General features: G+C 54.6%; 19 protein-coding genes. 7 read left to right on the forward strand and 12 right to left on the reverse strand.

The features are described from left to right. Positions 1-52 precede the first annotated feature (52 nt). Positions 53-811 carry an SDR family oxidoreductase gene (locus RGW60_RS14890; protein ID WP_322205324.1) on the forward strand — a complete coding sequence of 253 codons (759 nt, stop codon included), beginning with the start codon at positions 53-55 and terminating at the stop codon, positions 809-811. 125 nt (positions 812-936) lie between these two features. Here the strand turns inward: RGW60_RS14890 and RGW60_RS14895 are convergent, their stop codons facing one another. After that, positions 937-1,944 carry a DUF481 domain-containing protein gene (locus RGW60_RS14895; RefSeq protein ID WP_322206926.1) on the reverse strand — a complete coding sequence of 336 codons (1,008 nt, stop codon included), beginning with the start codon at positions 1,942-1,944 and terminating at the stop codon, positions 937-939. 133 nt (positions 1,945-2,077) lie between these two features. On the opposite strand from RGW60_RS14895, the gene RGW60_RS14900 reads away from it, so the two are divergent. Together RGW60_RS14900 and RGW60_RS14905 are read left to right on the forward strand one after the other, a co-directional pair. Further along, positions 2,078-2,443 carry an MGMT family protein gene (locus RGW60_RS14900; protein ID WP_407074087.1) on the forward strand — a complete coding sequence of 122 codons (366 nt, stop codon included), beginning with the start codon at positions 2,078-2,080 and terminating at the stop codon, positions 2,441-2,443. Positions 2,444-2,485: 42 nt separating this feature from the next. Next, a complete protein-coding gene (locus tag RGW60_RS14905; protein ID WP_322205325.1) occupies positions 2,486-4,057 on the forward strand; it encodes an AmpG family muropeptide MFS transporter in 1,572 nt (523 codons plus the stop codon). 101 nt (positions 4,058-4,158) lie between these two features. On the opposite strand, the gene RGW60_RS14910 is transcribed toward RGW60_RS14905, so the two are convergent. Both RGW60_RS14910 and RGW60_RS14915 read right to left on the reverse strand, forming a co-directional pair. Next, complete coding sequence (locus RGW60_RS14910; protein ID WP_322205326.1) at positions 4,159-5,001, reverse strand: mechanosensitive ion channel family protein; 843 nt, start codon at positions 4,999-5,001, stop codon at positions 4,159-4,161. Between the two features lie 10 nt (positions 5,002-5,011). Next, positions 5,012-5,491: a YajQ family cyclic di-GMP-binding protein gene (locus tag RGW60_RS14915; RefSeq protein WP_322166009.1), complete on the reverse strand. Its 480-nt coding sequence runs from the start codon at positions 5,489-5,491 to the stop codon at positions 5,012-5,014. 175 nt (positions 5,492-5,666) lie between these two features. Between RGW60_RS14915 and RGW60_RS14920 the strand changes: the two genes are divergently transcribed. From RGW60_RS14920 to RGW60_RS14930, 3 genes are all read left to right on the forward strand, one after another. After that, the gene (locus tag RGW60_RS14920) at positions 5,667-6,584 is read left to right on the forward strand and encodes a putative 2-dehydropantoate 2-reductase (RefSeq protein ID WP_322205327.1); all 918 of its coding nucleotides are present in this window, start codon (positions 5,667-5,669) and stop codon (positions 6,582-6,584) included. An 80-nt stretch (positions 6,585-6,664) separates the two neighbouring features. Beyond that, positions 6,665-8,701, forward strand: a complete 2,037-nt coding sequence (locus RGW60_RS14925; RefSeq protein WP_322205328.1) for an ATP-binding protein — start codon at positions 6,665-6,667, stop codon at positions 8,699-8,701. Between the two features lie 2 nt (positions 8,702-8,703). After that, entirely contained in the window at positions 8,704-9,279 is a 576-nt protein-coding gene (locus tag RGW60_RS14930) for a cob(I)yrinic acid a,c-diamide adenosyltransferase (protein ID WP_322205329.1), read from the forward strand. Positions 9,280-9,319: 40 nt separating this feature from the next. Here RGW60_RS14930 and RGW60_RS14935 read toward each other — a convergent pair whose 3' ends face one another. The 4 genes from RGW60_RS14935 to secA all read right to left on the reverse strand — a co-directional run bounded on the left by RGW60_RS14935 (position 9,320) and on the right by secA (position 14,987). After that, a complete protein-coding gene (locus RGW60_RS14935; RefSeq protein WP_322205330.1) occupies positions 9,320-10,264 on the reverse strand; it encodes a Nudix family hydrolase in 945 nt (314 codons plus the stop codon). Then, positions 10,261-10,893 (reverse strand): glutathione S-transferase family protein, encoded by a 633-nt coding sequence (locus RGW60_RS14940; RefSeq protein WP_322205331.1) that lies wholly within the window; start codon positions 10,891-10,893, stop codon positions 10,261-10,263. The genes RGW60_RS14935 and RGW60_RS14940 overlap by 4 nt, the downstream gene beginning before the upstream one ends. Beyond that, the gene (gene argJ / locus RGW60_RS14945) at positions 10,890-12,107 is read right to left on the reverse strand and encodes a bifunctional glutamate N-acetyltransferase/amino-acid acetyltransferase ArgJ (protein WP_322205332.1); all 1,218 of its coding nucleotides are present in this window, start codon (positions 12,105-12,107) and stop codon (positions 10,890-10,892) included. Before argJ ends, RGW60_RS14940 begins: the two co-directional genes overlap by 4 nt. A gap of 123 nt (positions 12,108-12,230) precedes the next feature. Continuing rightward, positions 12,231-14,987, reverse strand: a complete 2,757-nt coding sequence (gene secA, locus RGW60_RS14950) for a preprotein translocase subunit SecA (protein WP_322205333.1) — start codon at positions 14,985-14,987, stop codon at positions 12,231-12,233. Positions 14,988-15,294: 307 nt separating this feature from the next. Between secA and RGW60_RS14955 the strand changes: the two genes are divergently transcribed. Then, positions 15,295-15,750 (forward strand): DUF721 domain-containing protein, encoded by a 456-nt coding sequence (locus RGW60_RS14955; RefSeq protein WP_322205334.1) that lies wholly within the window; start codon positions 15,295-15,297, stop codon positions 15,748-15,750. Between the two features lie 62 nt (positions 15,751-15,812). On the opposite strand, the gene lpxC is transcribed toward RGW60_RS14955, so the two are convergent. From lpxC to RGW60_RS14980, 5 genes are all read right to left on the reverse strand, one after another. Continuing rightward, positions 15,813-16,724 (reverse strand): UDP-3-O-acyl-N-acetylglucosamine deacetylase, encoded by a 912-nt coding sequence (gene lpxC / locus RGW60_RS14960; RefSeq protein WP_322205335.1) that lies wholly within the window; start codon positions 16,722-16,724, stop codon positions 15,813-15,815. Between the two features lie 112 nt (positions 16,725-16,836). Then, positions 16,837-18,024 (reverse strand): cell division protein FtsZ, encoded by a 1,188-nt coding sequence (ftsZ, locus tag RGW60_RS14965; protein ID WP_322205336.1) that lies wholly within the window; start codon positions 18,022-18,024, stop codon positions 16,837-16,839. 66 nt (positions 18,025-18,090) lie between these two features. Further along, on the reverse strand, positions 18,091-19,353 hold the full coding sequence (gene ftsA, locus RGW60_RS14970) for a cell division protein FtsA (protein WP_322205337.1): 1,263 nt from the start codon (positions 19,351-19,353) through the stop codon (positions 18,091-18,093). Positions 19,354-19,367: 14 nt separating this feature from the next. Next, on the reverse strand, positions 19,368-20,234 hold the full coding sequence (locus RGW60_RS14975) for a cell division protein FtsQ/DivIB (protein WP_322205338.1): 867 nt from the start codon (positions 20,232-20,234) through the stop codon (positions 19,368-19,370). 4 nt (positions 20,235-20,238) lie between these two features. Further along, the gene (locus RGW60_RS14980; RefSeq protein ID WP_322206928.1) at positions 20,239-21,192 is read right to left on the reverse strand and encodes a D-alanine--D-alanine ligase; all 954 of its coding nucleotides are present in this window, start codon (positions 21,190-21,192) and stop codon (positions 20,239-20,241) included.

Below are 21,192 nucleotides of genomic sequence, written 5' to 3' on the forward strand. Positions count from 1 at the left end.
ACGACCACTCAGAATTTTTGCAGCACCACCGATTGTTTATTGGGCCACGCACATGCAATTGAAAGACAAGATAATAATTATCACTGGCGGTTGCCAAGGCTTGGGTCGCTCGATGGCCGAATATCTGGCTGGCAAAGGCATGAAACTCGCTTTGGTAGACCTGAATCAGGAAAAACTCGACCAAGCAGTTCATACGTGCAAAGCCTTGGGCGTCGAAGCACGCTCTTACCTTTGTAACGTCGCCAACGAAGAACAAGTGACCCATATGGTCACTCAGGTCGCTAATGACTTTGGTGCAATCCATGGCCTTATCAATAATGCCGGCATTCTACGCGATGGGCTGTTGATCAAGGTCAAGGACGGTGAAATGACCAAAATGTCGCTGACCCAATGGCAGGCAGTGATCGACGTCAATTTGACTGGCGTGTTCCTGTGTACCCGCGAAGTGGCGGCGAAAATGATCGAGCTAAAAAACTCAGGTGCGATCATCAACATTTCATCAATTTCCCGCGCAGGGAACGTCGGCCAGACCAATTACTCGGCAGCCAAGGCCGGGGTTGCAGCAGCAACTGTGACCTGGGCAAAAGAACTGGCGCGCTATGGTATTCGTGTAGCAGCTATTGCCCCGGGCTTCATTGAAACTGAAATGACCCTCGGGATGAAACCTGAAGCGCTGGAAAAAATGACCGCTGGCATTCCACTTAAGCGCATGGGCAAACCTGAAGAAATCGCCCATTCGGCGGCTTATATTTTGGAAAACGACTACTTCAGCGGCAGGATTCTGGAATTGGACGGTGGGTTACGGGTTTAATACCGCGCGACTCAAAATTCTTTAGCTCGGCTCTTCGCGAACACGTTCGCTTCCACAGGTTTTTAAACTGGCTGGGAACTTGTTCGCCAAGTAGACGGCGAAGAACCTCTTAAAAGCAGTAACGCTTACCAAGCCACACCAAACCCTGCGGTATAACGCGTTTTATTCAAGTCGCCTTGCGAAGCGCCGCTGATTACATTCTTTTCAGCCTTGAGGTTAAGAGAAGCCCACTCGGTGACCTTGTAACGCAACCCCACCTCTGAATCCAGACTGTAGTCCGCAACGCCACTGAGCGGTTTACCCAGCTCGCCGTTGGTGAAAAATTCGACCTTTTTACCGATAAGGTAGCGGTTATAGTCCCACTTGATCGCGGCTGAATAAAAATTATCTTTCATGCCGCTGGAATATTCATAGTCAGTCCGGTTAATAAGCGAACCCAACGAGAATGCCCCCAATTCATCGTCCCAGAATTGATAACCTGGACCGGTGCCCACTACGCGCTGACGAGCAAGGTTTTCAACATAGTCACGCTTATAGGTCAAGCGACCTTCCCAAAACCATTTATCCGTCAAAAAGCGGTCAATGGAATACTCAGCATTCCAGTTATTGGTGCTAACCGCGTTGTTTTGAGTCTCGCGGTTATATTCACTCTTGGCGTTGTGCCGCCAAAACCCATGACGTGCAGATGTTTTAAAGGCAATGTTGTAATCGTCGGTATTATTTTCCGCGCGCTGAAAGTTCAGCGCGGCATCAACAGTACCTTTCCACACCAGATCCGTAATCACTGGTTTGGGTTTCATAATTTGTTGGATGCTTGAAAGGTCAACCGTCTTAGGCGCTTCGCCGTTAGCCAAAATCACTTTGCCATCTTCGGCCGGCTGCAACGACTTAGCGATTTCGCCGGTGTACTGGTCTTGTTTGACCAGCAATTTCTGATCACTTTGCAAGGTTTTGACCTGCTTCCAATCCAGTGGAATCGCTCCACCGTAGTCGGTCTGCAACAACAGCTTACCGCCATCAAAAACAGAGATTTTACCGGTTAGCTTGTCACCGTTTTTCATCCAGACGGTGTCCGCAAGAAGCGGTGTGGAGGCACTGACAACAGCAAGACACAGCAGGGTTCTAGACAACATAAGCGTCGGCAAGGCTCGAATTCTGGCATAGATCGGGCATCATCCCCCAAGGACGACATTCTGTGTTCAATGACCCCGAGACTTTGCCCGAGTTCCTCATGATCCGACCAACGTTATGTAACAGGATGAACGCTTGACTGACCCCATTACCTCGGAACCTATTTCACACCCAACGCTAGTCGAGATTCGACGCACCACACTTTATTTAGCCCTGAATCAAGTTCCGGAAGGCAAAGTGGTGAGCTACGGACAGTTGGCCGCAATGGCAGGGCTAGGCCGAGCTGCACGCTGGGTCGGTCGAACGCTAAGCCAATTACCCGACGGTACGAGCCTTCCCTGGCATCGCGTGGTCGCCGCTAGCGGAATCATCCGCTTACCCGCAGGATCCGTTTCGGGCGACGAACAACGCGCCCGTTTGCGAGCAGAAGGCATCATGGTCTTGAATAATCGGATAGATATGCAGCGCCATGGCTGGCGCCCGATAGAGTACAGCGGTTAGAGTGCGCCCTTTGTTTTCGTAACCTGAGGCAGACTTCAGCCCATGCCCCGTAAAACTTGGCGCGCAGCGCTCGCCGCTTATGCCACGCCCTCAGCGTTTGTAATGTTATTGCTCGGATTCGCCGCCGGCATGCCATACATGCTGGTATTTTCGACGTTGTCGGTCTGGCTCCGTGAGGCCGGTGTTGCCCGTGAAACCATCGGCTATGCGAGCCTGATCGGATTGGCATATGCCTTTAAGTGGGTCTGGTCACCACTGCTGGATCAATGGCGCCTTCCGTTTCTTGGTCGGCTCGGTCGACGACGCTCCTGGCTGGTGCTTTCGCAGTCGCTGGTTGTTATCGGCTTGATTGGCATGGGCTTTTGCGATCCGCAAAAACACCTTTCCTGGTTGATAGCTATCGCCGTGCTGGTAGCCTTTTCATCCGCGACCCAAGACATCGCCATAGACGCCTACCGCTTGGAGATTGCTGAAGAAAGCAGCCAAGCCGCACTTGCTGCCAGCTACATGTCGGGATACCGCATTGCTGCACTTCTGGCCACGGCTGGTGCGCTCTATATTGCCGAAGGCTTTGGCTCTACCGGCTTCAGCTATAAACACTCAGCGTGGGCCGGCACTTATATCCTTTTCGGATTATTGATGCTGCCGGCTTTAGTGACGACCCTCGTCATGCGTGAATCCCCAGTGCCGTTGCGCACTCAGCTGTCAGCTGCTCGATACGGCTTCAGCCACCAATTGGCCTCGGTTTTCGTGCTGATTATATTGTTGGTCTCCGTGCCAGCGATGTTTACTCAGCTTTACTACACCGACTTCGCCAGCGTGCTCTTTGGCGGGGAAAGCTGGGCTAATTTGCTCATGGAAGACCGTGCCTTTCTGCGCGCCATTCTTTACGTGGTGCTCACTACACTGTGCTTGTCATCGGCTGGGCGGCGCGGGTTAGCTCCTGTGCTGACTCCGGTTAACGACTTCATTCGCCGTTATCGGTGGCAAGCTTTTCTGCTGCTGGGGTTGATCGCTACCTATCGAATGTCAGACACCGTAATGGGCGTGATGGCCAACGTTTTTTACATAGATCAAGGTTTTACCAAGGACCAGATAGCAAGCGTGAGCAAGCTTTTCGGCTTGGTCATGACCCTACTGGGAGCCGGCTTTGGAGGGTTACTGATCGTGCGATTCGGCATCTTGCCGATTCTGTTCTTCGGCGGTGCTGCGTCTGCCGCCACGAACCTACTGTTCCTGCTGCTCGCCGACATGGGCGCAAACCTGCAGATGCTGATCTTGACGATCTCCCTGGATAACTTCAGCTCAGGGCTCGCAACATCGGCCTTTGTCGCCTATCTGTCTAGCCTGACCAACCTTAAGTTTTCCGCGACCCAATACGCTCTACTCAGTTCGATAATGCTGCTATTGCCGCGTTTGATCGGAGGCTATTCCGGGGTGATGGTAGAGCGGTTTGGCTATCACGATTTCTTCATGATCACCGCACTAATGGGTATTCCTACGCTGATCATGATCGCCATTCACTGGTCACAGGAAGTACGCCGTACTCGGGCAGCCGAGGCAACCAAGGCTGCTCAGACAACACCTGCCTCAGATACGCCAGCCCGCGAATAGACTTAACACCAGCCAAATCAGCAGGACTCTTTTTAGTCGCAACCGGGACCTCCTGAGCAAAGAGAATTTGTTTACGAAGAAACTGCCGCAGCATGACCCTGTTATTTCGCAGGCACTTCCTGCATCACACGAAGCATACGCTGCGGTGAAGGGATAGAGATGTCAGCTGATTTCAGACGATCCAGCACCTCAATATTGAAGTACGAAACAACAGCGCCATAGTCACTGGTTTTTGTCCAAGCCCTAAGCGACAGAGTGATAGCGTTCTCGCCCAATGCCGAAACAACCGCTTCCGGCGCAGGATCCAGCAGAACACGCGGGTCTTGTGCCATTTCCAACAACACGTTCAGCGCTTGCTTGAGGTCGGCATCGTGATCCACACCGATGTCGAACACTACTTTTCGAGTGGGCTGACGGTTGGTATTGATGATAATCCCGTTGGACAAAATACCGTTGGGCACGATCACAGTCTTGTTGTCGCCTGTGCGCAATACCGTGTGAAAAATTTGGATATTATCCACCGTGCCACTAATGCTCTGGGCTTCGATCCAGTCGCCAATGCGGAACGGACGGAACAGCAGAATCAGGACGCCACCTGCAAAATTTGCCAGACTGCCCTGTAACGCCAAACCAATGGCCAAACCTGCAGCACCGATTACAGCCACGAAGGACGTCGTTTCGATGCCGATCATTGAGACGACACTGACGACCAGTAAAATTTTCAGAATGATGTTCGCCAGGCTGCTGATAAATCCCTGCAGCGCCAGATCGGCTTTACGCAACGCCAGCAAGCCCCCCAGCTTGCGGGTAGCGATGTTAATCAGCCACCAACCAATGCCAAGGGTTACCAGGGCTAACAAAAAGCGACTACCGTACTGCAAGAACATCGGAAGCCAAGCCTCCGACACCCTAACTAGATGATCAACCTGATTATTCAAATCCATTTATTTCTCCTTAGTCACGGAAATTATTGAATTGCAGCGGCATGCCGAAATCCTGACCACGCAGCACCGCCATCGCTTCTTGCAGATCATCACGTTTCTTACCCGTGACACGCACTTGCTCACCTTGGATTGCAGCTTGGACTTTTAATTTGGCCTCTTTGATGTGCGCGACAATTTTTTTCGCCAATTCTTTATCAATGCCTTCTTTTAGCACCGCTTCTTGCTTCATCAATTTGCCAGAGGCGAACGCATCTTTTACCTCAAGGCACTTCGCATCGATCTTTCGTTTTAGCAGGCATAACTTAAGAATTTCGATCATCGCTTCAAGTTGAAAGTCTGCCTCAGCAGTCAAGTTGACCGTTAGTTCCTTAAACTCGAACGTCCCTTTGCCTTTAAGATCGTACCGACGGTCTAGCTCTTTGATAGCATTATCGACGGCATTGGTGACTTCGTGTTTGTCGAGCTCTGACACTACGTCGAACGATGGCATGTAATCTCTCCAGATAAATGGCGCGACTCCGGATGTAGAAGGAGTACGCCTGACTTGACGGTATGAATGCGCGGTCATTATAACGAGACTTTTCCTCGCCACGGTGTGAGCCTGCCACGTCGAATTTCTATTCCGTAGGTTCTCGGCTCCGCGTGCTCTTTTCAGAGACCAGCTTATGGCTACTCCATGGCACGTTTTAGGCGCAGGCAGCCTCGGCAGTTTGTGGGCCACCCGTATGGCCCGCGCGGGATTGCCGGTGCGGCTTATCCTGCGCGATCCTACGCGGCTGTCAGCCTATAACGCTGTAGGCGGTTTGACCTTGGTAGAGCACGGTCATAGCCAATTTTTCGCGATCCCGGCGCAAACGTTCAGCGCGATAGAGCCCATCGAACGCCTTTTGGTAGCTTGCAAGGCGTATGACGCTGAGTCCGCTGTTGCACGACTGGCACCGCGCCTTACCGCAAATGCTGAGTTGATCCTATTGCAGAACGGTCTGGGCAGTCAGGATGGCGTAGCCTCCAAAGTACCCCAAGCACGTTGTATTTCTGCGTCGAGCACAGAAGGCGCTTTCCGCGGCAGCGATTGGAACGTCGTGTTTGCAGGTCACGGTTACACTTGGCTGGGCGATGTCAGCGACCCGGCACCACCGCTTTGGCTGGAAGAACTAGACACCAGCGGAATTCCGCATCAATGGACTCCCGATATTCTTACGCGTCTGTGGCGCAAGCTTGCACTGAACTGCGCGATCAATCCGCTGACGGTTCTCCACAACTGCCAAAACGGCGGTTTGCAGGCGCATACGTGTGAAGTCGCAACGTTATGCGCTGAACTGACCGACTTGCTGCACTGCTGCGGCCAACCAGCGGCTGCGAACGACCTGCACAGTGAAGTGGCACGCGTTATTCAGGCAACGGCAGCCAACTATTCATCGATGTATCAGGACGTCACTCACGGCCGTCGCACCGAAATCAGCTATCTCTTGGGGCATGCCTGTGCCGTCGCAGCGCGCCATCATTGCCCGATGCCGCACATGGACCAGTTACAGGCGCGCTTGATTAGTTTTTTGCAGTCCCGAGGCCTACCCATCGACTAGGTGTCTGGGCAACTGGATTGCTCGGCGAGCGATCGGCGCGTTACCCTGCGAGTTCATTCAATCGCTTGTGATTTTGCCCGATGCCATTGCGCCAACACCTAGAAAACTTGCCGGTCGGCCAGAAGCTTCTGGCAGCACTGTTAGTCTTGCTGATCACCGTATTGTTGGTGGCCAACCTGACCTTCATCGGCGCCGCCTATTATATTTCCCAGGAAAGCATGGCGCCTCAAGCCTTGCAAACCATCGGTAAACTGATCAGTAACCCTAACCTCGCCGCACAAGCCTTGAGCTCAGCCGAAGATGGCCAAGCGCTGCTCAAGGAGCTTAAAAATTACAGTCCTCTGCGCGCGGCGGCGCTTTACGACGACAATGGCGATCGACTGGCTCAACTGCAACAAGGCGACAAGCTGAAACTGCCCGAGCGTTTCAAGGGCGTGGAAGCTTGGCGCCTCACTGAATTTCGCAATACGCAGCTCATTTTGATCCCCAAGCCGGGTCAAGAACCGGGTCATTTGTTATTGGTGGCCAGCAGTGAACTACCCGCTGCTTTCTATACCGGCACCTTTACTGCCAGCGCGGGCATTCTGGTGTTTAGCGTATTGCTCTGGCTGGTGATTGCGCGGCAGATTCGGCGACTGATCACCGAGCCGATCTATCAGCTTGAAGAACTATCCCGACAGGTCACACGTGAAGAGGACTACGCACTTCGAGCGCAGCCGGGTAATAACGATGAAATTGGCAGCCTGGCGGAAGCGTTCAATACAATGTTGTCGCGCATCGAAGCCAGAGAGCAGCAGCTCAAACGCGCCCGGGACGACTCCCAAGACGCCTATGCCCAAGCTCAAGGGCTAGCGGAAGAAACCCGCCATTCAAACCGCAAACTTGAACTCGAAGTGCAAGTGCGAAGCAAGATCGAAAAAAAGCTAACCGGTTTTCAGAATTACTTGAACAGCATCATCGACTCTATGCCGTCCGCGTTGATTGCCCTGGATGAGCAACTGTATGTCACCCAATGGAATCAGGAAGCCAGCGCCCTCTCCGGCACACCACTGGACGAAGCGCTGAACCAACCGATCTTTCTCGCGTTTCCACCTATGAAAGCTTTTTTGCAAAAGATCAAACATACGGTAGAGCGCCATATTGTCGCCAAAATTGAGCGGGTCACTTGGGTCAAAGATGACATCCCGCACCACTATGCACTGACTTTTTACCCGCTGACCGGCGGCGCTGGCCGAGGCGTGGTAATCCGCATCGACGACATTACTCAGCGTTTGACTCTGGAAGACATGATGGTGCAGTCGGAAAAAATGCTTTCTGTAGGGGGACTGGCAGCAGGCATGGCCCATGAAATCAACAATCCGTTGGGCGCGATCTTGCACAACGTCCAGAACATTCGTCGGCGTTTGTCACCGGATTTGCCGAAAAATATTGAACAGGCCGAGTTGGCTGGAATTAAGCTGGAAACTGTTAACCAATACCTGCTAGGTCGCGAAGTGCCGCAGCTGCTCGATGGCATTCAACAGGCGGGCGCTCGCGCAGCAAAAATCGTCAGCCATATGCTTAACTTCAGCCGACTCAGTAATCGCAAAATGGCGCCGTGTGACTTACCGGCATTAATCGACCAAGCTGTGGAAATTGCCAGCAACGACTTCGATCTGACCATTGGTTTTGATTTTAAGGGCCAGGCTATTACCCGTCAGTTCGATCCGAACCTAGGCCCTGTACCGGGCACAGCAAACGAATTGGAACAGGTGCTACTGAACTTGCTGAAGAACGCGGCGCAGGCAATCCATCAGCGGGCGGACGACAGTGAGCCAGGCCGCATCGTACTGCGCACTCGACTAAACCCGCCATGGGCGGAAATTCAGGTCGAAGACAACGGCATTGGCATGCCAGAAAGCGTGCGCAAGCGAACGTTCGAGCCGTTTTTCACCACCAAAGAAATCGGCCAGGGCACCGGGCTCGGACTGTCGGTGTCGTACTTCATCATCACCAATAACCACAAAGGCCAGATGGAAGTTCATTCAACCCCCGGCCAAGGCACCTGCTTCACCCTGCGCCTGCCTTTGGCGGGCAGCACCGCAAACGCTTTGGAACAGAACCTTTCGGAGTTATAGGCATGAGCTTTCGTCTTTCAAAAATCTACACACGTACTGGCGACGCTGGCGAGACCGGTCTTGGTGACGGACGTCGCGTCCCCAAAGACCACCCAAGAATTGAAGCCATTGGTGAAGTCGATACATTGAACAGCCAAGTAGGCCTGTTACTCGCCGGATTAACAGACGAAAAGGCGCGCCACCCAAATCTGGCTGAAGTGATAGAAGTATTAGCGCCGTGCCAGCACCGCCTGTTCGACTTGGGTGGCGAATTGGCAATGCCGGTTTATCAGGCGTTGAATAACGCCGAGATAGCGCGCCTTGAAGCGGCTATCGATCTTTGGAACGAGGAGTTGGGACCACTTGAGAATTTTATCCTCCCAGGTGGTTCACCATTGATTGCCCAAGCCCATGTCTGTCGGAGCTTGGCGCGTAGCGCAGAACGTCGTTGCCAACACCTGAATGCCGTTGAACCGTTGAGCGGCGTTGGCTTGGCCTACATCAATCGGTTGTCGGACCTGCTGTTTGTTGCAGCGCGGTTGATTGCTAAACGTCAGGGGATTGCGGAGATACTGTGGCAGGCGGCGGCGAAGCCTTGAGGGTCAGATCAATTGTCTGAGCCGACGGGTTGGCTCCCGATTAAACCTCAGGCCAAAACGCCCGAATCCCCGCCACGCCCTGTGCGCCGCTTTCCCATGCATGTTGGCGATCATCACTGCCCATGCCGCCCAGCAAAAACACGGGCTTACTGAAACCCGCGATCAACTGCGTCGCGGGCTCCCAACCCAATGGCAAAGCGTCTGGATGCGTCTGAGTTGGCTGCACCGGTGACAACGTCACGAAATCCACGCCCATCTGTTCAGCCAGCACCAGCTCTTCAGCGTTGTGGCAGGAGGCAGCCAACCAGCGCTCTTTCGGGAAAGGACGGCCATTAACGGCGAGCTTTCGCAATTGCGCCGCCGTCAGGTGCCAACCGGCTGCTGGAAAGTCACCCAGCCACTCCAACGGGCCCTTGAGCATCAATTGCGCTTTACCCGCACACAAGCCCACGGCATCCACCGCCAAATCACGGTATTGCGGGTTATAGCCATTAGGCGCACGCAGTTGCACCAGCTTGATGCCCCCGGCGATCGCGTTCTGCAAGCCGCGCAGCAATTCAGGCGTGCTCAATCCTTCCGGGGTGATCAAATAGCGATCCGGTAAACGCGCAGCGGCGACGATGGCTTGATTGGCGGCTGGAAAATCATAGCTCGTCAATTCCCGAGCAGACACCCACGCCAACGGCTGACCTTCTGCGCCACGCACCTCCCCGCTGAACGCGGATACATCCCATACATCCAGCAACACCTGTTTGTCCGAATAATCATGCTGGATTTTTATCAATGGGCGAGCGGCAACAACGGCAATGCCCAACTCCTCCTGAAGTTCGCGCGACAGCGCTGCTTCCACTGTTTCACCAGCTTCAACTTTGCCGCCCGGAAACTCCCACAAACCGCCCTGGTGCTGAGTATTGGCACGTTGCGCGATCAGGATCTTGCCATCGTTGCCACGGATAACCGCAGCCGCTACATGAATTCGTTTCACCGAACCGCTTCCTCTAGACCTGCTTTCTGCCAGCGCTGAAAAGCGGGCCACTGATAAATCGTTTCTACATATGCCTGCGCCTTGGCCGGCAGGGGCACACGATTGGTTCGCAGACGCACCGCCACTGGGGCGAAGAATGCGTCAGCCAGACTCATCCGGCCGAACAGATACGGTCCACTTTCAGCGGCTGCCGCACGGCATTCAGCCCATAAAGCAACGACACGGTCGATATCCGCCTGCACCTCAACCGGCATAACCTCCAGCGCATGGTCGCGACGCAAATCGAAGCCCATGTGCGACCGCAGGTGGCCAAAACCGCTGTGCATTTGTGCGCAGGCCGAACGCGCTTGTGCGCGTGGGGCGATTTCCTGGGGCCAGAGATGGGCCTCAGGAAAACGCTCGGCCAAGTATTCAACAATAGCCAAAGAATCGGAGATGGTGCCGTGCTCGGTCTTCAGCATCGGGACTTTACCCGTCGGCCCGTGCTCAAGACACTTTTGCAAGGTGTCGGACTGATTCAGCAAAATCATCTGCTCAGTGAACACTGCGCCCGCCATGTCCAATGCCAGCCAAGGGCGCAGGGACCAAGAGGAAAAGCGTTTGTCGCCGATAATCAGGTGCAAGCTCATGTCCGGTACTCCGCGTTGATCTTCACGTACTCATGCGATAGATCGGTGGTCCAGATAGTTTCGCGGCAATCGCCACGGCCCAGTTCGATGCGGATGGCGATTTCTGCTTCAGCCATGACCGCCGAGCCCTGCTCTTCGGTGTAAGTGGTGGCACGACAGCCTTTGCTGGCAATGCAAACCGTACCGAGAAACACATCAATTTTGCTGACGTCCATATCCGGCACGCCCGCACGGCCAACAGCCGCCAGAATACGACCCCAGTTAGGATCGGAGGCGAACAGCGCCGTTTTGATCAGTGGCGAATGGGCCACGGCGTAAGCAACGTCCAGGCATTCCTGATGGTTGCCACCGCCATTGACTTCTACCGTCACGAACTTGGTAGCACCCTCGCCGTCACGCACGATGGCTTGAGCTACTTCCATGCAGACATCAAACACCGCTTGCTTGAGCGCGGCGAACAATGGGCCTTTGGCCTCAGTGATTTCCGGCAGCGCAGCTTTGCCGGTAGCTATCAGCATGCAGCAGTCGTTGGTCGAGGTATCGCCGTCGATGGTAATCCGGTTGAACGACTTATTAGCACCGTCACGCAGCAGGTCTTGCAACACGCTTTGTGCGACGTTGGCGTCGGTAGCGATGTAGCCGAGCATGGTCGCCATATTCGGACGAATCATGCCTGCACCTTTGCTGATGCCGGTGACAGTGATAGTCACGCCATCGTATTCGAATTGGCGGCTAGCGCCTTTGGGCAAGGTGTCGGTGGTCATGATCCCGGTGGCCGCAGCCGCCCAGTTATCCACAGACAGGTCATCAAGAGCAGCTTGTAACGCCGCTTCGATTTTTTCTACCGGCAATGGCTCACCAATAACGCCGGTGGAATACGGCAGCACTGCGTGGGCGTCAACGCCGGCCAGTTCAGCCAGCTTGGCGCAGGTCCGCACCGCCGCCAAAAGACCTGGTTCGCCAGTGCCCGCGTTGGCATTGCCGGTGTTAGTCAGTAAATAACGGATGGGGCCTTCAAAGCGTTGCTTGGCCAAGATCACCGGCGCGGCACAGAAAGCGTTTAGGGTAAACACACCCGCAACACGGGAGCCTTCAGCGCAACGCATGACCACGACGTCTTTGCGCCCCGGACGTTTGATACCCGCAGAAGCGATACCCAGCTCAAAACCAGCAACCGGGTGCAATGTCGGCAAAGGACCAAGACCAACAGCCATTAAGTGCTCCTTGAAAGCTATCTGCGCCGCCCATGTCGGTACGGCTCAATCGATTGAAAAACGCCGCGACGGCTAAAGCCGGTCGCGGCGCGGATATTTCACATAAACAGCGCCAGGCTGAACTTAGTCGATCTTGCCGTGGCAGTGTTTGAACTTCTTGCCTGAACCACAAAAGCACAGCTCGTTGCGGCCTTGCTTTTGATCATTACGGGCCGGCTGATCATTACGAACCGGCACGGCGGCAACGGCAACATCTTCGCCTTCTTCCATCAGTTCCTGTGGCGCATCAAGACCCGGGGCTTCAGCGTGTTGGAATTGCATGCGCTGAGCCAGTTCCTCCGCGTCCTGGCGCATGCGGGCTTCTTCTTCAACCGGATCTTCGCGGCGAACCTGAACGTGTGACAGTACACGGATGGTGTCGCGCTTGATCGAATCGAGCAGCTCCTGAAACAGGGTAAAGGATTCGCGCTTGTATTCCTGCTTCGGGTTCTTCTGCGCGTAGCCGCGCAAATGAATACCGTGACGCAGGTGATCCATGGTCGAAAGGTGGTCTTTCCACAGGTCGTCGAGGACACGTAGCAGAATCTGCTTCTCAAACGTGCGCAGCGCGTCGGCACTGGCTTGCTCTTCTTTTTCGTTATAGGCCGCCAGCAGCTCTTGCAGCAGTTTTTCGCGCAGGGTTTCTTCGTACAGATGATCGTCTTCGTCAAGCCACTGCTGGATAGGCAACTGCACACCGAAATCCGTGTTTAGCGCAGCCTCCAAACCCGCAACATCCCATTGCTCTGGTAGCGACTGAGGCGGAATATGCTGGCTTACCAAACTGTTGAGTACGTCCATGCGGAAGTCAGCAATGGTGTCACCAATGTTGGTGGCAGCCAGCAGGCTGTTACGCATGTGATAGATCACTTTACGTTGTTCGTTAGAGACATCATCGAATTCGAGCAATTGCTTGCGAATGTCGAAGTTGCGGCCTTCAACCTTTCGCTGAGCCTTCTCAATCGCGTTGGTCACCATGCGATGCTCGATCGCTTCACCAGACTGCATACCCAGCGCTTTCATAAAGTTCTTCACCCGATCAGAGGCGAAGATGCGCATCAGGCTGTCTTCCAGCGACAGGTAGAAACGGCTGGAACCGGCGTCACCCTGACGCCCGGCACGACCACGCAGCTGGTTATCGATACGGCGAGATTCGTGACGCTCGGATGCAATAACGTGCAAGCCACCCGCTTCGATCACTTGTTGATGGCGTTTCTGCCAGTCAGCTTTGATCTGGGCGATCTGCTCGGCGGTCGGCTCCTCCAACGCAGCAACTTCCACTTCCCAGTTACCGCCTAGCAAAATGTCGGTACCGCGACCGGCCATGTTGGTGGCGATAGTCAGGGCACCGGGACGTCCTGCCTGGGCAATAATTTCGGCTTCTTTTTCGTGGTACTTGGCGTTTAAGACCTTGTGCTCGATACCTTCCTTGATGAGCAGATTAGACATGTGCTCGGAAGTTTCGATAGTCGCCGTACCCACGAGGACAGGACGACCTTGGGTCATGCTTTCCTTGATGTCAGTCACAATGGCAGCATATTTTTCATCGGCCGTCAGATAGACAAGGTCGTTGAAATCTTTACGCGCCAAGGCTTTGTTGGGTGGAATAACCGTTACCGACAAGCCGTAGATTTGATGAAACTCAAACGCCTCTGTGTCAGCCGTACCGGTCATGCCGGACAGCTTGTTGTAAAGGCGGAAGTAGTTCTGGAAGGTAGTCGACGCCAAGGTTTGGCTTTCGGCCTGAATATTCAGTACTTCCTTCGCTTCGATTGCCTGGTGCAAGCCTTCGGACAAACGACGGCCCGGCATAGTACGACCGGTGTGCTCATCGACCAGCAGGATCTGACCGTCCTGAACGATGTACTCGACGTTACGATGGAACAGCTTGTGCGCTCGCAGACCCGCATATACGTGGGTCAACAGACCCAGATTATGTGCGGAGTATAGACTTTCACCGACCGCCAGCAGGCCCACCTCAGTCAACATTTCTTCGATGAACTGGTGACCGGCTTCGTTCAGCTCTACCTGACGGGTTTTTTCGTCAACCGTGAAGTGCCCTTCCTTGGTAATAACGCCCTCCACCTCTTCAATATGCTGCTCCAGCCTCGGGATCAGCTTGTTGATTTCGGTGTACAGCCTGGAGCTGTCTTCGGCCTGACCGGAAATGATCAGCGGCGTACGCGCTTCGTCGATCAAGATCGAGTCGACTTCGTCGATTACGGAGAAGTTAAGCTCGCGCTGAAACTTGTCTTCCATGCTGAAAGCCATGTTGTCGCGCAGGTAATCGAAGCCAAATTCGTTGTTTGTGCCGTAAGTGATGTCCGACGCATAGGCTTCGCGTTTTTCTTCCGGCGGTTGAAAAGGGGTAACGACGCCAACAGTCAGACCGAGAAATTCATACAGCGGGCGCATCCAATTAGCATCTCGGCGAGCCAGATAGTCGTTCACGGTAACCACGTGCACGCCTTTGCCCGACAGCGCATTGAGGTAAACCGCCAAGGTCGCGACTAAAGTCTTGCCTTCACCCGTGCGCATTTCGGCGATCATGCCTTCATGCAAGGTAATGCCACCAATCAACTGGACATCAAAGTGACGCATGCCCATAACACGCTTACCGGCTTCGCGAGCAACCGCAAAGGCTTCAGGCAGCAGGGTATCGAGGGTCTCACCTTTGGCTAGGCGGGCCTTGAACTCTTCGGTCTTGGCTCGCAGTTGCTCGTCCGAAAGGGCCACCATTTGCTCTTCGAAGGCATTGACGAACTGAACCGTCTTGAGCATGCGCTTAACTTCGCGCTCGTTCTTGCTTCCAAAAAGTTTCTTTAACAAAGGCGCAAACATATCGACAGGATCTTCCACACATAGGGATGGAGGGCGGCCCCGTGAGTCGCCCGTGCAGCCCTCATGGCCGCATGCGAACGAGCATTCTACCCGGAAACGGTGGTGAGGAAAGTGGCGTTCTTCCACGATGCTGGCACAGCGCTGTAACGGGGCTCTTTTACAATAGGGTCGTTTTATCAAACTTCAACCCAACAGCTGATGAAGCGCCCTGCTAAAGCACCAGTGGACGCTAAGGAAATCCCCTTATCGCAGAGTTTAAGGGGCACTTTCTGCTACCATGCCAGCTCTGCAATTCTAGGTGTCCGCCATGGCATTTCGCCCCCTTACAGCCCGGGCACCCGCCGTCTTGCTTCGCGAAGCGAAACCGCTCAAAGCCATATTCCATCAGGCTCAGCGCCTGAGTCACTTGCAACGCCTGCTCGAAAGCCAGTTGCAACCGGCAGCTCGCGAACATTGCCACGTGGCGTCTTGGCGGGAAGGTAGCCTGTTATTGATCGTGACCGATGGGCACTGGGCAACGCGCCTGCGTTATCAACAAAAACGCTTACAACGACAGTTGGTCGCTTTCGAAGAGTTCGCCAACCTGACCCGCATTTTATTCAAAGTACAGCCCCCTACCGTGCAACAGGGAGCAGCTGGGCATACGATTAAATTGTCAGAAGTAGCGGCTGAAAGTATTCAAGCAACAGCGGACGGGATCAGTGATCCAAAGTTGCGCGCAGCACTGGAGCGGCTCGCTAGTCATGGAAAACCCCGCCCTTAAACTGCAACCACAAAAAAAGGCCACCCGAAGGCAGCCTTAAAACTAGAAAAGAGAGTACTAAATTACACGGCCGCGACAGGACGCATGTAAGAGATCGGTGCGGCGCTGGCATCTTCGAAGGTCACAACTTCCCAAGCGTCTGTCTGCGCGATTAATGCACGAAGCAGGACGTTGTTCAATGCATGCCCGGACTTGAAGCCTCGGAACTCGCCTATCAGGCTATTACCCAGCAGGTAAAGATCGCCAATTGCATCCAGAATTTTGTGTTTGACGAATTCGTCCTCATACCGCAGGCCATCTTCGTTCAGCACGCCGTCCTTATCGACCACGATGGCATTTTCAACACTACCGCCGAGCGCGAGGTTGTGCTTGCGCAGGTACTCGATATCACTCATGAATCCAAAGGTACGTGCGCGGCTGACTTCTTTAACGAAAGAAGTGCTTGAAAAATCCACGGTTGCACTTTGTGTGCGGTTACGGAAAACCGGGTGATCGAAATCGATCTCGAAACTCACCTTAAAGCCTTCGAAAGGCAGGAAAGTAGCGCGTTTACCGCCCTCCTCCACTGTCACTTCCTTCAAGATCCGGATGAATTTCTTGGCTGCGTCCTGCTCTTCCAGGCCGGCAGATTGAATCAGGAATACGAAGGGTCCTGCGCTACCGTCCATGATCGGAACTTCGGAGGCGGAGAGTTCAACGTAGGCGTTATCGATGCCCAGGCCAGCCATGGCCGAAAGCAAGTGTTCCACCGTATCTACCTTGGTGTCCCCGCTGACCAGTGTGGTCGACAGGGTGGTGTCACCGACGTTTTCCGCACGGGCAGCGATCTGCACCATAGGGTCGAGGTCAGCACGGCAAAACACGATGCCGGTATTCACGGGTGCGGGCTTGAGGGTCAGGTAAACCTTCTCCCCGGAGTGCAGACCTACACCTGTGGCACGGATAATATTTTTCAGGGTGCGTTGTTTAATCATGGCATTGGCCGCTTCAGCGCAAGTTGCGAACTGGTATCAACAAAGGCTGGCGATAATAGCAGACCAGACCTTTGCTGAACACCAATCACCCTAATACCCCTGATACATTTCATTAATCGGCCTGGCGACGCAGGAAAGCCGGGATGTCCAGGTAATCCAAATCATCGTGAGAGCTCGTCCTGGCGGACGCTTGGGCACCGGCATGCGCCTGATTGCGCATCACGGTAGGGCGGTCCAGATCGCGGTAGTTCACGGACGGCATTTCCTGACGAGCAGAAGGTTGTGCCGAAGCGTGCTGCGAAGGCTGAAGGGTGTTGTCGATGACCTTCACAGGCTTCTCGATTTTTGCACCCAGACCTGTAGCGACCACAGTCACGTGCAACTCGTCACGCATGTCCGGATCGATAACCGTACCGACCTTGACCATGGCGTGCTCGGAAGCGAACGCTTCGATGATGCTACCGACGTCCGAATACTCACCCAGAGACAGGTCAGGACCGGCAGTAATGTTCACCAGGATACCGCGAGCGCCTTGCAGGTTAACGTCTTCAAGCAGCGGGTTGCGGATCGCGGCTTCAGTCGCTTCACGTGCACGGTTAGGACCGCTGGCGCAGCCAGTGCCCATCATCGCCATACCCATTTCGCTCATTACAGTGCGCACGTCGGCAAAGTCGACGTTGATCATGCCCGGACGCTTGATGATGTCGGAGATACCGCGAACGGCACCGGCCAGCACATCGTCTGCCTTGGCGAAGGCCGACAGCAAGCTGGCGTCTTTACCGAGGATGGTCAGCAGCTTCTCGTTAGGAATAGTGATCAACGAGTCCACGCTTTCCGACAACAGACGAATGCCTTCATCAGCGATCTGCATGCGCTTGCGGCCTTCGAATGGGAACGGACGCGTTACAACAGCAACGGTCAGAATGCCCATTTCCTTGGCCACTTCGGCGATGATTGGTGCCGCACCGGTACCGGTACCGCCACCCATGCCGGTTGTGATGAACACCATGTTCGTGCCTTGCAGCACTTCAGCAATACGCTCACGGTCTTCAAGTGCAGCCTGACGACCTACTTCAGGATTGGCACCCGCACCCAAGCCTTTGGTCACACCAGTGCCCAATTGCAGGATGGTCCGTGCGCCGATGCTTTTCAGCGCTTGCGCGTCAGTGTTGGCGCAGATGAATTCCACACCTTCGATGTTGCTCTTAACCATATGGTTAACAGCATTACCACCACCGCCACCAACACCGATAACTTTGATTACCGGGCTTTGCGGGACATTGTCTACGAGTTCGAACATTTTCCCTCTCCTTTCATTTTCTCTAGTTTTTTTGCCTACTGCCGCCTACCACTACCGCTTTGAATCTTAGAAATTGCCCTGCACCCAGCGCTTTAGGCGCTCAAGCACAGGAGCTTTAGGTTCATCGCTGCTATAGCCGCTGTTACTGCTACTGATGCCGGACAATGAGATGCCGTCGGATTGCTTTTGCAGTCCGTACAGCAATAGCCCTACACCTGTGGAATAGATCGGGTTGCGCACGACATCGGCGAGCCCTTTGACGCTATGCGGCACGCCGAGGCGTACCGGCATGTGGAAGATTTCTTCAGCCAACTCAATGGCGCCTTCCATTTTTGAAGTACCACCAGTCAGCACAATGCCGGCTGGGATCAAATCTTCGTAACCACTGCGACGCAGCTCAGCCTGAATCAAGGTGAAGAGCTCGTCGTAACGTGGCTCGACCACTTCGGCCAACGCCTGACGCGACAACTCGCGCGGTGGACGATCGCCAACGCTTGGGACTTTGATGGTTTCACCGGCGCCGGCCAGCTTGGCCAAGGCGCAGGCATAGCGAATTTTGATTTCTTCGGCGTACTGAGTTGGTGTGCGCAAAGCCATGGCGATGTCGTTGGTAACCTGATCGCCCGCTATCGGGATAACTGCGGTGTGACGAATCGCTCCTTCGGTGAAGATCGCGATGTCGGTGGTGCCACCACCGATATCAACAAGACAAACACCTAGTTCTTTCTCGTCATCGGTCAGGACCGAATAAGCAGACGCCAACTGTTCAAGGATGATGTCGTCGATTTCCAGACCGCAACGGCGCACACACTTCTCAATGTTTTGCGCAGCGTTTACGGCGCACGTCACCACGTGGACCTTGGCTTCCAAACGCACGCCCGACATACCCAAAGGCTCACGCACGCCTTCTTGGTTATCGATGACGTAGTCCTGCGGCAGGGTGTGAAGCACCCGCTGATCGGCCGGAATAGCAACGGCCTGCGCAGCATCCAGCACACGTTCAAGGTCGGCCATGCTGACTTCGCGATCACGAATAGCAACGATGCCGTGGGAATTCAGGCTGCGGATGTGGTTGCCCGCCACCCCGACAAAAGCCGAGTGAATTCGGCAGCCCGCCATCAGTTGGGCTTCTTCAATCGCGCGCTGGATCGACTGCACGGTGGACTCGATATTCACCACCACGCCCTTCTTCAGGCCGCGGGAAGGGTGCGTGCCGATGCCGACGATTTCAAGGGTCCCATCGGCCCCGACCTCGCCCACCAGCGCTACCACTTTGGAGGTGCCGATATCCAAACCGACGATCATTTTCCCGCTTTGCACGTTTGCCATTGTCCTGCCTCTTATCAATTCTTCGCGACGGCGGGTTTGTCCGTCGAAGGCGCTGCCTGCTCCCGCCATCCAACGGCCAGGCCGTTGGAATAACGCAGGTCGATGCGCGCGATATTCGTGATCTGTTCTTTGAGCGTTTTTTCGTAAATCGCGATGAAGCGGCGCATTTTTTCCACCAGATGGTCGCGGCCCAACAACAATTCGATACCTGGGCCTGAACTGCCCGCTCCGGTGGTCAAAAACCAGCTACCACGTTCGCGTAACTCCAGGCGCACGATGGAGAAGCCCAAAGGCCGCAACATCTGACTTAACACCTGATACTGCTGCATCACTTGTTGCTGGGCACGCTTGGGGCCAAACAACTGCGGTAAATGCTCATAATTGGCCAGCTCGCGCGGCGCAAATGCCTGACCTTGGTTATTCAGCAACGCCTGATCACCCCAGCGCGCTACGGGCAGCTGTTCTTCCAGACGAATCACGACTTGATCCGGCCAGACGCGGCGAACTTCGGCGTGAGCAATCCACGGCATCTGCTCTAACTCGGTCCGCATTCCCGTCAGGTCAATGGTGAAAAAGCTCGCAGCCACAAACGGCGCAATACGTTGCTGCACGGCTTGTTGACTGATGTAGCTCAGATCACCCTGGACGTTAATCTTGGTGATCGGCCGGTCGGCATACGGCAGCAGACGTGTGGCGGCTTCGTAAGTACCAAAACCAAGAACGACCAACATGACCGGCCAGAACAACTGTTTAAAAAACCCAAAGTTGGCTTTAGGCAGGCGCGCCGACAGCGGCTCTTTAGCCACCATTCGACTTGCACCACGCGGCACCGGCTTGCGGCCGGGAACGGGTTGCTGATGACGTAGCATCGCGCCTTGCATGGGATTAACCTCGCGCCTCGAGACTGTCGGCCAAAATCGCCAAAACCAACTGCGTGAAATCCAGACCAGCAGCACGCGCGGCCATTGGAACCAAGCTGTGATCGGTCATACCTGGAACCGTGTTCACTTCCAGCAGCCAAAATTTGCCACTAGCGTCTTGCATAACATCCGCACGCGCCCAGCCCGCGATACCAACAGCTTCGCAAGCACGCGCAGTCAACTCTTTGAGCTCATGTTCTTTAGCATCGTCAAGCCCGCAAGGAATTCGATACTGGGTATCGGAAGCCACGTACTTGGCGTCGTAGTCATAAAAGGTGTGAGGAGTGCCGAGACCGATGGGCGGTAATATCTGGTCACGCAGGGTGGCGATGGTGAACTCCGGACCTTGAATCCATTGTTCGACCAACACTTGCGAATCATAGGTACTGGCAGCTTTCCATGCGGCGATTAATTCGTCGACGCTGGTCACCTTGGCCATACCGATACTGGAACCTTCATGGGCCGGTTTGACGATCAAAGGGAAGCCCAGTTCCCCGGCCGCAGAAATACAATCGACCTCAGAGCTCAATACCGCATGGCGAGGGGTGGGTAGGCCCAGACTTTGCCAAACTTGTTTAGTGCGCAATTTGTCCATGGCCAGTGCCGATGCCAATACCCCGCTACCGGTGTAAGGAATTTCCAGGCACTCAAGCAGGCCCTGCATGCTGCCGTCTTCGCCGCCACGCCCGTGTAGAACGATAAAGGCACGGTCAATTTTTTCGTTGACCAGATGCTGCAAAAAATCGTCGCCTACGTCGATGCCAAATGCGTTTACACCGGCGGCTTGCAACGCCTCAAGCACCGCTTGACCGGATTTCAGAGACACTTCCCGCTCAGCGCTTTTACCGCCAAACAACACAGCGACACGACCGAACACTGTCGGGTCTAAGGTGCAGACCAGTGAGGCATTAATGGTCAT

The sequence above is a fragment of the Pseudomonas sp. AB6 genome (assembly GCF_034314105.1).
Classification (GTDB): domain Bacteria; phylum Pseudomonadota; class Gammaproteobacteria; order Pseudomonadales; family Pseudomonadaceae; genus Aquipseudomonas.

Coding starts and splice junctions, on each gene's coding strand:
- RGW60_RS14890 (WP_322205324.1), top strand. CDS start 53: ATGCAATTGAAAGACAAGATAATAATTATCACTGGCGGTTGCCAAGGC.
- RGW60_RS14895 (WP_322206926.1), bottom strand. CDS start 1,944: ATGTTGTCTAGAACCCTGCTGTGTCTTGCTGTTGTCAGTGCCTCCACA.
- RGW60_RS14905 (WP_322205325.1), top strand. CDS start 2,486: ATGCCCCGTAAAACTTGGCGCGCAGCGCTCGCCGCTTATGCCACGCCC.
- RGW60_RS14910 (WP_322205326.1), bottom strand. CDS start 5,001: ATGGATTTGAATAATCAGGTTGATCATCTAGTTAGGGTGTCGGAGGCT.
- RGW60_RS14915 (WP_322166009.1), bottom strand. CDS start 5,491: ATGCCATCGTTCGACGTAGTGTCAGAGCTCGACAAACACGAAGTCACC.
- RGW60_RS14920 (WP_322205327.1), top strand. CDS start 5,667: ATGGCTACTCCATGGCACGTTTTAGGCGCAGGCAGCCTCGGCAGTTTG.
- RGW60_RS14925 (WP_322205328.1), top strand. CDS start 6,665: ATGCCATTGCGCCAACACCTAGAAAACTTGCCGGTCGGCCAGAAGCTT.
- RGW60_RS14930 (WP_322205329.1), top strand. CDS start 8,704: ATGAGCTTTCGTCTTTCAAAAATCTACACACGTACTGGCGACGCTGGC.
- RGW60_RS14940 (WP_322205331.1), bottom strand. CDS start 10,893: ATGAGCTTGCACCTGATTATCGGCGACAAACGCTTTTCCTCTTGGTCC.
- argJ (WP_322205332.1), bottom strand. CDS start 12,107: ATGGCTGTTGGTCTTGGTCCTTTGCCGACATTGCACCCGGTTGCTGGT.
- secA (WP_322205333.1), bottom strand. CDS start 14,987: ATGTTTGCGCCTTTGTTAAAGAAACTTTTTGGAAGCAAGAACGAGCGC.
- RGW60_RS14955 (WP_322205334.1), top strand. CDS start 15,295: ATGGCATTTCGCCCCCTTACAGCCCGGGCACCCGCCGTCTTGCTTCGC.
- lpxC (WP_322205335.1), bottom strand. CDS start 16,724: ATGATTAAACAACGCACCCTGAAAAATATTATCCGTGCCACAGGTGTA.
- ftsZ (WP_322205336.1), bottom strand. CDS start 18,024: ATGTTCGAACTCGTAGACAATGTCCCGCAAAGCCCGGTAATCAAAGTT.
- ftsA (WP_322205337.1), bottom strand. CDS start 19,353: ATGGCAAACGTGCAAAGCGGGAAAATGATCGTCGGTTTGGATATCGGC.
- RGW60_RS14975 (WP_322205338.1), bottom strand. CDS start 20,234: ATGCAAGGCGCGATGCTACGTCATCAGCAACCCGTTCCCGGCCGCAAG.
- RGW60_RS14980 (WP_322206928.1), bottom strand. CDS start 21,192: ATGACCATTAATGCCTCACTGGTCTGCACCTTAGACCCGACAGTGTTC.